The sequence below is a fragment of the Budvicia aquatica DSM 5075 = ATCC 35567 genome, from assembly GCF_000427805.1.
GTDB lineage: Bacteria > Pseudomonadota > Gammaproteobacteria > Enterobacterales > Enterobacteriaceae > Budvicia > Budvicia aquatica.
The window spans coordinates 60,671-68,735 of the sequence record NZ_ATYS01000028.1 but is presented as its reverse complement, the minus strand read 5'-3'; the positions used below and the strand labels follow the sequence as shown (position 1 = coordinate 68,735).

5 protein-coding genes are annotated in these 8,065 nt (G+C 48.6%); all 5 read right to left on the bottom strand.

Annotation, left to right across the window (positions count from 1 at the left end; all coding sequences use genetic code 11):
* Positions 1–276 precede the first annotated feature (276 nt).
* Positions 277–1,500 carry an SGNH/GDSL hydrolase family protein gene (locus YWE_RS27210; RefSeq protein WP_071605867.1) on the bottom strand — a complete coding sequence of 408 codons (1,224 nt, stop codon included), beginning with the start codon at positions 1,498–1,500 and terminating at the stop codon, positions 277–279.
* 32 nt (positions 1,501–1,532) lie between these two features.
* Positions 1,533–2,717 carry an SGNH/GDSL hydrolase family protein gene (locus YWE_RS0112565; protein WP_029094857.1) on the bottom strand — a complete coding sequence of 395 codons (1,185 nt, stop codon included), beginning with the start codon at positions 2,715–2,717 and terminating at the stop codon, positions 1,533–1,535.
* Entirely contained in the window at positions 2,704–4,113 is a 1,410-nt protein-coding gene (locus YWE_RS0112560; protein ID WP_029094856.1) for an MBOAT family O-acyltransferase, read from the bottom strand. Before YWE_RS0112560 ends, YWE_RS0112565 begins: the two co-directional genes overlap by 14 nt.
* Before the next feature lie 675 nt (positions 4,114–4,788).
* Complete coding sequence (torD, locus tag YWE_RS27205) at positions 4,789–5,460, bottom strand: molecular chaperone TorD (protein WP_036015928.1); 672 nt, start codon at positions 5,458–5,460, stop codon at positions 4,789–4,791.
* 59 nt (positions 5,461–5,519) lie between these two features.
* Positions 5,520–8,042: a trimethylamine-N-oxide reductase TorA gene (gene torA / locus YWE_RS0112545; RefSeq protein ID WP_029094855.1), complete on the bottom strand. Its 2,523-nt coding sequence runs from the start codon at positions 8,040–8,042 to the stop codon at positions 5,520–5,522.
* Positions 8,043–8,065 lie beyond the last annotated feature (23 nt).

Genomic DNA, 8,065 nt, shown 5'->3' with positions numbered 1-8,065 from the left:
GCCAGCCCGAAAACCTGTTTAGCCCATGAATAGCAGTCAGAAAGTAACATTTTAAAATCAAGAATGAGAGGAAATATAAAGAAAGATCAACAGACAGAGAAAAAGTTCAAAAAAATCCCCAACGAATAGGTCGGGGACTTGTGTATAAGAGACAGGTTTTTCAACGGGGTGACGATATCGCTGGCTTATATGATATTGAAATACTTAACTGACAAGCACGGCTCTCACTGCCGAGATGTGCTTTCTATTGAGTCGGGGCTAGTATCCTGCTTTGAATTACTGCACCAGCCTGGTCGGAAGCCCGCGAGCCCAAATCCCCGGTACTAATCCTAGTCCGTGCATAAGTTGCTGATACATCGCATCTGCACTTTTCTTGTATCCATCCTGTGACAGGTGAACCAAGTCAGGTCTGGCATTGCCATCGGCCGCCCAGTTTTGAATCGAGCACTCACCGCCCATAAAGGCGCGCCAGTCCCAGAACAGCGCTTTATTATTTTGAGCAACCTGACGTTGAATTTCAACGATCTGGCTGAGTAACTGAGGCTGCATTTGCTGGCATCCGGACTGGTTTTTGTTTTTGATGCTGTCACTCGGGCCGACTAATAAAATAACGGCTTGCGGCATCGCCTGACGAAGCTGGGCGACTTTTTGCTCCAGCTGTTGCTGGTAGCGCGTCAGATCCAACGTATCGTTAAATGCTTCGTTGGTGCCGTAGGCCAAAATAATCATATCAGGCTTAGTTTGGGCCAGGGTATCGATCCATTGGCTCTGCCATTTATCTACCATCGACAGCGTTGCGCCGTTAATTCCCAACGCTGAGACAATAACGCCCGGCTTTTCACGGGTAATAAACCAGCCGCCAAGCTTAACGCCCTGACCTGAGCTGAAGGTTGCACTCAGTGGAAATGAAACCTGCTGAGGCGGTGACAAGCGCCATTGGCCGCTGGTAGCCGGCAGAGACACGCTGTTTGAGTTCAAGGCAAACTGACTATCGCTTTGTGCTGCATACAGTGCCTGAGCCTGATAGGGCTGAGCATCAGCGGTACGTAATTTCATGCTAACGTTGCTTTGTGCTGCTGTAGGTTCAGCAATAAAACCGCCAAGCGGAAAATAGTCTGACTTATCTTTACGGCTGCTCAGTATGTTCCATGCTTTTTTGTCATGGCTAAACATAATATGGGAATAGCGTTGCCCCGGAACGGCGACCGGATTCACAAAGCCAATTCCGCCGTTATCAAACTGTCTCTGAAAAAGATTTCTTAATTCGCCGGTAAAGAAGTCTGCCGCGGTATGGGAATCGCCTAACTGGACGATATGGACGCTTTTATTCGCCGTGTTGGTTAACTTGTCCGATAACAGGCCCAGATTGGCATCACCAAAGTTTGTGAGTTGTTGATATTGGACGCCGGCATTCATCGGATGAGATTTAGTCTCGGTCTGTGGGTTATGGCATGAAACCGCCAGCAGAACGAAAGCCAAGGCCGTCAGCCTGACTAACATCCTTGCGAAACCCCTGTTTGTTGCAATTTTATTCATTTGTTCTCTGCTAATTTTGTTTCTTCTTCAGTCGGTTTATCCACCATGACAAAGGAGAGTATACGCTCAGCAATCATTTTTTGCCCCATCGGGGTAAAGTGAGTGCCGTCATCACTACGCAGTTTGACTTTACGATCGTCGATTTCCAGGTAGTCTGAGTAGGCCTGATCCTGATATTTAAATATATCATTGACCGGGATGTAAAGTTGTTCAGCAAGATTAACCTCTGACTGATAGAGATTATTCAGGTAGTTTATTCCATCAGAAAGGGCTTTTTTACGCATATTGGGCGGTCCGACCCAAATAACGTTAACATTTCGCAGCCGGGCCTGTGCCAGAATATCCTCTATCCGACTACGGTAAAGCTGTTCCCACTCTTCGCTTTTGAATTTGTAGAACTTAGCGCCTTTCTTCGGTGGCATATCCCATGGGTCGTTTGGCCCGAGAAACACCACCATCAGGTGGATATCCGGATTCTTTTCCAGCGTATCAGCAATGGTTTTGGGCCAGTTAAAGAATCCCGGATAGGCAAGGCCGGTGCTTTGCTTACTCAGATTGATACTCTTAATGCTGTAATTTGTGGTTAAGCTTTTCATCATGTAGGGCGCAACACCCTGCATCATGGAGTCTCCGACAAACAGAACTTTGCTTTGAGGTTGTAAAGTGATGGGCTGACCGGGAATGATTCGATTAGTGTTTTCTACCAGAGCGTCGGTACCCAGATTCGCAATATCCGGCTCGCTGATAAGCGCTGAATCACGCTCTTCGGTAAGCGCCATAAGATTGGCGAATTTGGGTATCGGGTAGAACAGGTTTTCTCTTTTCTCCGCGGCGTCCCATTGGCAGCCAATATCGCTGAGCTGAAGTTCAGCGTGAGGGGGGGCTGTTTCCTGCTGGTTATCAGAATCACCGGGTGCTTCTGCGCTATCCGTTAGCGTATCGCCCCTGAGGGTAACGATAAAAGTTTGCTTCGCCGCTGAAAAGGCATTGGTCAGCCGCCCGCCGCTGGTCCACAGCGGATTCTCTAGCCGTGACCACGGGCTCTGTTGATGAAACTGCTGCTGCCAGTACAGAGATAACGACTGTTGATTGAGCCAGACTAACCCTACCGCAGTGACCAACAGGATATAGACCACTTTGTAGGCTCTGCCTAAGACATCACCATAGTTAGAAGTTGGCATAAATAAACCCCGGAACCCCTGCTGGAGCGAACATAAATACGAGCGTTAAAAAGGCCACCAATGGAATCGGATAAGCGTACCAAGGGAGTTTTTCTACCGTGCTGACTAATGACGCTTTGATACGAGCCCACTGCGGGTAAACTGAGACCAAGATGATAAATAGCCAAACAATCACGGCGTTGCTGTCAGATACCAGTGATGTTAGTGAAATATCAGTGAGTTTATTGAGCATAACGCTGGCGCTGCCGAAGTCGCTGGCTCGGAAGAATATCCATGCAAAGCAGACGTAATGAAAGGTCAGCAGGCGGGCAAGCAGGTTTGATGCCCCATGGCTATTTGTCGGCGTTGGTCGAAATTTATTTTTAATATTATATAAAATCAGCCCCAGACCGTGCAACGCGCCCCACAGAATGAAATTGATTCCGGCTCCGTGCCAGATGCCTGAAATAACCATCGCCGCCATCAGGTTGGCGTTTTTACGCATAAACCCGTTGCGGTTTCCGCCCAGCGGAATGTAGACGTAGTCGCGGATAAATAATGAAAGGCTGATGTGCCAGCGCTTCCAGAACTCCTGCAAGTTCTGAGATAAATAAGGCGAGCTAAAGTTTTTAGGTACCTGGAAACCAAGCAGCAAGGCCAGTCCGGTGACTAAATTGGTATAGCCTGAAAAGTTAAAATAAATCTGCCACGCATAGGCATAAATGGCGATAAGAACCTGCAACGGATTAGCACTGTCTGGCGCTTCAAAAACGCCATTAACATAGTTATCTGCCAGAAAAGCACTGAATAAGAATAACTTGGCAATCGCCCACGCAATCAGGGCAATGGCCCGGTTAATATCTAATAACTCGCGGGGCTCTGTCGGATGAATTTGTGGCAGGAAGATTTTAGCCCGATTAATCGGACCGGCAACCAGGCTGGGTAAGAAACAGAGATAAAGAATAACGTCGGGGAATGAGGCCGGTTTAATTTCTTCTTTACACACCGAAACCACATAGCTAATGGAATGGAATGCATAGAAGGAGAGCCCCAGTGGCACCAGTAAATCAAGGGTCGGCATATCGACAGCCAAGCCCATCTGTGCCAGTTGACTCTGGAGTCCTTCGCGAAAGAACGGATAGTATTTAAACAGGCCAAAGCACAACACCACCAAGGTGGTCAGTAATAAATAGACCGGTTTCTTGCCCTTGAGGACGGTCGCTAAACGGCCGAGTAAATAAATTAATATGCTGTATCCCAGCAGAATAATGGCTGAACCGGCAGAAAACGAATAAACGAACAGATAGCTGGCCGCGATTAATAGATAGTTTTGAACTACAACGTAAGGACGGAGTAACCAATAAAGCAAAAAGAACACGAGAAAGTAATAGGAAAAGTCTAACGAGAAAAAACTCATTTGTTCCGACCTACGCGCTAACTAATAGCATTCATCCCTGATATATCCGCCATACTTCAAGCTGCCTGTTTGTTGGCTGCGCTCGCTCATCCGGTCACTTACTTGAGTAAGCTCATCGGGACTCGCTCTCTTGCCGCCGCAATGCAACTCGCATTATGCTGGGTATAGTTAGGTGTTTTATGGTAAAGACCGCGATATCCGTCGTACTTCAAGCTACATCTTTGTTGGCTGTGCTGGTTTACCCGAATCACTTCCTTGCCGTCGCGATGTAACTTAAATTATTTTGGCGACTATAATCAATAGTATTGCCACAACACGTTTTAAATGTTTTATAAAAACAGCGTGTTACCAGAGATATGGTCCGGTCTGAAATTATTGTTAAAATTATTACATTTCATTCGTCTAAAACCAAAGTCTTTTTGGTTTGTTTTTCAAAAAATTAGTTACTAAATAATATTAACCGGCCACTCATTATCATGGTGTTAATTAATTGATTACTTTTCTGCATCCTGAACTGGATAAAGATCTGGGCGGGGTTATGCGTTGAGCGCTGATTTTTTGGCAACCTAGTAGAAGGTAACGATAATGAGCCGTGAAGAGCCGGCAGCGGCTGGCCCGTTGATCAACCGGCCATACCGCCAAAATGTGCAGGGAGATGATGGAATATATAGATGATTAGTGCACCAGATTATTTTGATTCTCTGCCAGCCATAGCCGGTCAGCCTGAATAAACGTCACCATCATATTAGCCAGACTGGCATAAAAACCAAAGGGGTCGTGCTGACGGCATGCTTGGCTAAATGCCGGTAGCCAACTGAGTAACAGTTCGATTTGTTGTTTCTGTAGTACCAGCAATGGCTGGCTATTCTTTTCCTGCTCAGCAACGGCGTAGGCCAAATAGCTGATTAACTCCAACAGAACGGCAAGATGATCTTCCGGTTCTTTAAATGCGCTGTTAAGGCTAAGCCCCAGTTGAGCCAATTGCGCCTGCATATCGGTGCAGCTTTGCTGTTTAAACTTAGGGGTAGCATCGCCCGAGGTATGAACTGAGGCATAGGGCTGAGTTTCAACCGGCTTAGGCATTAAAAACAGTCCGGCGAAGTCAGCAGAGAGTTCAAGTACCGCATCCTGACGCAGGTTTAAAGCAGAGAGGCTTTGCTGGAATTGGTTTACCGCCGCTGCTAATGAAGGTTCATCGGCCAGTGACGCTAGCCACTGCCCGACCGCTGCTGAATGCAAACGAGCGATTCCGTCGGCGTCCAGCTCTTTGGCAAACAGCCCGCTAAACCAGGCATAAATAGTCGCTCTGTGCTGGCAGATAAGTGCCAGTTGTTGATCTTGACTCATGGGAGACTCCTTTGAGTTCCAAATACCAAGGCCGCTGGATATACAGCGGCCCCGGTTATTTATTGCTGTGGCTTAGGCACGTACTCACACTGAGCAATCATCTCTTTAGGGCCGTTAAAGGCTTCAACCTTGATGGCCTCACCGCTAAAACGCTCAATCTGAACCAGTGCCGTATGGGCCGATGTGGCTTGTGCCAGGTCAGATGAGCCGATATCCAGGGTTAAGACATTCGGATTGCCATAGCGACAGAGCCCGGCATGTTCACCGCCCCAAACCGGATCGTACCAGGCGCCTTCATGCAGGCGAATAACGCCGGTCTTATAGCGGTCTGAGACTACCGCACCGGCTAATACCTGGCCACGGTCATTGAATACTCTGACCGTATCACCGTTTTTGATGCCCCGATCTGCGGCATCTTTCGGACTGATAAACAGCGGTTCACGGCCATCTACACTGTAGAGCTTGCGCAGAGTTTCAGATTCACACAGCTGAGAGTGAAGGCGGAAATCCGGGTGGCACGACTGTAAATGGAGCGGGAACTTAGCGGAAACCGGACCACCGTGAGAACGTTCAGCTTTCTCAAACCACATCGGATGGCCCTGGCAATCAGGGTAGTTAAAGGATGCGATGGTTTTAGAATAGATCTCAATCAGCCCGCTCGGGGTACCTAACGGCTCCAAATCGGGATCGTCACGGAATGACTGGTGGCGAACCCACAGATTCTCACCCTGAAACTCAACGTATTCTTTCTCTTTCCAGAATGTATCAAAGTCCGGCATGGCAATGGATTTGGTTTTCCCTTGCTGTACACCTTCCTGATAAATACGCTTAATCCATCCCATTTCGTCCAGACCTTCGCTAAAGGCGGCTTCACGGTCAAAGCGCTTACACAGATCGCGGAAAATATCGAAATCGTGGCGGGATTCAAACTGTGGCGCAACAACCTGCTTCATAGAAATTAAGCCGCGGTTTGAGTGGTTACCGAACTGGTCTATATCGTTACGTTCAAACTGAGTGGTTGCCGGCAGCACAATATCAGAGAAACGGCAGGTTGCATTCCAATGGTTATCTACTGTGATCACCGTCTCAAGCGTTTTCCAGCCTTCAATCATCCGGTTATATTGCTGGTGGCGATGGAACGGATTAGTACCGGCAAATACGCACATTTTAATCAGCGGCAGGGTAACGGCTTTGCCGTTCCAATTAATCGATTTACCGGGGCTGAGCATGGCATCAACAAATCGAGCGATTGGAATCGAACTGCTGTAATTTTTGAAGTCGCCATTATGAATTGGTGGCGTCGTCGTGGCACCGGAGAATCCGCCCAGAATAACGCCCTTACGGGTTGGTACGCCGGCTCCGTTATAGTGCCAGCCGAAGCCAAATCCGCCGCCCGGCAGGCCAATCTGCCCCAACATTGCGGCAATAACCACAATCATCCATGCCCACTGCTCACCGTGTTGCATGCGCTGAACGCACCAGCCGGCAATGATTTGCGTTCTGTCAGTCGACATTTGTTTCGCTAATGTACGGATAACATCGGCATCGATGCCGCAGATTTTTGCCGCCCATTCAGCATCTTTAGGCTGCCCGTCAGTTGTACCTAACAGGTAAGGTAAAAACTGCTCGAAGCCGACGCAATAGTCATTTAAGAAACGCTTATCGTGCAGGTTTTCAGTATAAATAGTATGGGCAATGGCCATCTGTAGCGGCACATCAGTCTGAGGATTAAGCGCAATATGCTGTACTTTATCTCGACCCAAATATTCATGGGTTGATGAAACCGTAGGATCGATATTGATCACCTTGATTTCACCGCTGGCCACTTTCTCTTTTAGCTGAGCATAGTAAGCGTATTCATCATGGTCAGGGCACCACCAGGCAACCTGTAAGTTTTTATACGGGTCTGAACCCCATAGCACGATGGTTTTACTGTGTTGAAGTACCAACGGCCATGACGTTTGCTGCTCGTATACTTCCATCGCGCCGACGACGCGCGGCAGAATGACCTGCGCGGCACCGGTAGAGTAGTCACCACCGGTACTTAATGAGGTTCCGTGCAGGCTAATAGCCCGGCTCAGCATGGCACCCGGGTTGTGTAGCATACCGGTTGACTGCCAGCCACTGCTGGTGAGCAACGCAGAAGGACCGTGCTCAGTCTGCACGCGTTCCAACTCTTGATAAAACAGATCCAGCGCTTCATCCCAACTGACGCGGACAAAGCGATTATCACCACGCTGTGATGTATCGCTGAGGTGGCGTTTACGCAGCCAGTCAACCCGAACCATCGGGTAGCGCACTCTCGACGTGGCGTAGACATGGTCAGCCAGCCCGTTAATCATGGTTGTCGGGTGAGTGTCCAGCTCAAAGGGAATGGCTTCAACAAACCGGCCGTTAACCACTTTGGCCCGAATGGCTCCCCAGTGTGAACCGGTTAAAACCAGTCGGGTTGCGTCTGCGTTGGCCCGGGCTTGACCCGGAACCAACAGTGACGGGCTTAATAAACCGACCGCTGCACAGGCGCCCATACCGGATAGGAAATGACGTCTGGATATATTAACTTTGCTATGTTTGGTATTCATTGGTTTCTCCTGACTGCGTCCCG